This window comes from Devosia insulae DS-56 (assembly GCF_000970465.2).
GTDB classification, from domain to species: domain Bacteria; phylum Pseudomonadota; class Alphaproteobacteria; order Rhizobiales; family Devosiaceae; genus Devosia_A; species Devosia_A insulae.
Genome location: NZ_LAJE02000142.1, coordinates 1 through 2271, shown reverse-complemented (window position 1 = coordinate 2271; position 2271 = coordinate 1). Strand labels below are relative to the sequence as shown.

General features: G+C 64.9%; 1 protein-coding gene. It reads left to right on the top strand.

Going from position 1 to position 2271, the window contains the following annotated elements:
- Window positions 1-910: 910 nt before the first annotated feature.
- Complete coding sequence (locus VW23_RS08390) at window positions 911-2206, top strand: ABC transporter substrate-binding protein (RefSeq protein WP_069909122.1); 1296 nt, start codon at window positions 911-913, stop codon at window positions 2204-2206.
- The last annotated feature ends 65 nt before the right edge of the window (window positions 2207-2271 follow it).

Below are 2271 nucleotides of genomic sequence, written 5' to 3'. Positions count from 1 at the left end.
CCACCACCACTACCGCCGCTACCCGAACCGCCCGTGGCGCTACCACCTGTGCCACCCGCACCGCCCTTGCCGCCGCCACCGAACATTCCGCCGGAGCCGCCGCTGCCGCCGTTGCCAACCGGGTTAGCTCCGGAACCGCCGGCACCGCCGTTGCCAAACAGCATGCCGCCGGAGCCGCCAGCCCCGCCGTTACCTGCAGCAACCGGTGTCAGAGGACCGGTTCCAGCCGCTGCAGGCGAGATCGCTGGAACACCACCCACAGTGGCAGTTGCGCCCGGTGCAACTGCGCTCGCGGGGCCGGCAAGCGGACTGCCAGACCCGTCGCCTGTCGCGGAGAGGCCGTTGCCCGGCGCACCCGTCTGGGCTGTGCTACCGGCGTTGAGGGTTTGTTGCCAGCCGTCGCCCCGACACCGTTCGGAGTGGAGGGCCGAATTGCCAGCCAGCAGCGCAGCACACTCCATCGTCGCCCGCAGATAATCCGTTGCCCTGCTATCGGCCAAAGCTGGGCTGATTGCGAGGCACCCTGCAACCGCGAGAACCACCAGCTGCAACCCATAAATACGTTCCCTACCCATGCCCTCTCCCTCCAAAATCTCTAAAAATATCGTGGTCGATGAAACCTACCAGCCTACCACAAAATTATCATGCAAGCTTACACCGCACCAGCGGTTGCTTCAAAAAGTGAAGTACGCGAGTACCTCGGCAACACTTCACCTTACTCGAAGCTTGGCACACAGCCGCCCGATGTGAACACGCCTTCCGTGGCGTCAGAAACCCACTCGTCGTTGGCGCGCGGAATGACGAGCCCAATCGAAGCCTGGCAGCCCCTTGACCAATGTCGTTATAACGTCATAACTCTATGACGTCAGGCGGGCATAGAGCTCACTGGCGCCACAGGGAGAATTCAAACATGCAGCTGTTCCAGGCTTTCACGCGCTCCGCGGGGGCGGTCGCGGTCCTGCTTTCGAGCACCGCACTGGTCCAGGCCGCGGATGTGTCGTTCCTCACCCATTGGGCACCGGATACGGTGGCCAAGCTGGAGGCGGCCGCCGCGACCTATACCCAGGCGCACCCCGATACCAAGATCACCGTCCGCGCCGTGCCATTCGGCGACCTGTTGACGACGCTCCGCACTTCGGGCGGCGGTGCCGGCGGGGCGACCATTGCCGGCATCTATGATGCCTGGCTGCCCGACCTCGCCAAGGACCAGTTGGTGGCAGCGGTGCCGGACGCCATCGCCGCCGACACCAAGGCCAACTGGCCGGCCGGGGTGATCGGCGCGGCCTCGATCGGCGGCGTGCTCTACGGCATTCCGAACGAGATCGACGTCTACGCGCTCAACTACAACAAGAAGCTGTTCGCCGAAGCCGGCATTGCCGAGGCGCCCAAGACCTGGGACGAATTCCTCGCCGCAGCCGAAAAGCTGACCGACAAATCCAAGGGCCAGCAGGGCTTTGGGCTGATCAACTCGTGGGCGGCGGGCGTCCTCCACCCGTTCTCGTCGCTCTTGGTTTCGAACGGCGGCGACCTGGTGGTCGATGGCAAGCCGGTGCTCGACAGCGAGGCGGCCACGCAGACTTTTGAACTCTACGAGAAGCTGATCAAATCGGGCTATTCCGACCCGGCGATGGCCACCGCCGATGCCAACACCACCGGCCCGTTCCTCGACAGTTTCGTCTCCGGCAAGACCGGCATGATCATCATGGCGAACTGGTGGGAATCGGCGCTGAAGGCCGGCATGGGCGACAACTTCGCCGATATCGCCACCGCTCCGATCCCGGTGGGACCGTCGGGCGACACGGCGCGCTCGATCTCCTACTCCTGGATGACCGTGGTCAATGCCAAGGCTTCGGCCGAGGAGCAGGCGGCGGCGTGGGATTTCCTCAACTGGCTCAACGGGCCGGAATCGGGTCCGAACGGCGCCTCGGCCATGGGCGATATCCTGATGTCGATGGGCATCCTGCCGTCGCGCACCTCAGATGGCACGGCGTTCGCCGAGCGGCTGTCGAGCGACACGTTCCTTGCCGGCTATACCGGGACGCTGGCCAACGCCAAGGGCTTCCCGGTGGTGCTGGGCGGGCAGGAGTTCTCGGAATCGCTGCAGAAGACACTGGAAGCCATGCAGTTCGGCCAGCTCTCGGCCGCCGATGCGCAGGCGACGGCCCAGGCTGACGCCACCGAAATCCTCGAGCGTAACGCGAAGTAATCTTGGGGGCGGGGTAACCCGCCCTCCTCTACCACCGGTGCGGGAAACAACCCCCACCCCTGTCC

What these genes read in the sequence shown, in the direction of transcription:
- VW23_RS08390 (WP_069909122.1), top strand. Translation starts at nt 911, where the DNA reads ATGCAGCTGTTCCAGGCTTTCACGCGCTCCGCGGGGGCGGTCGCGGTC.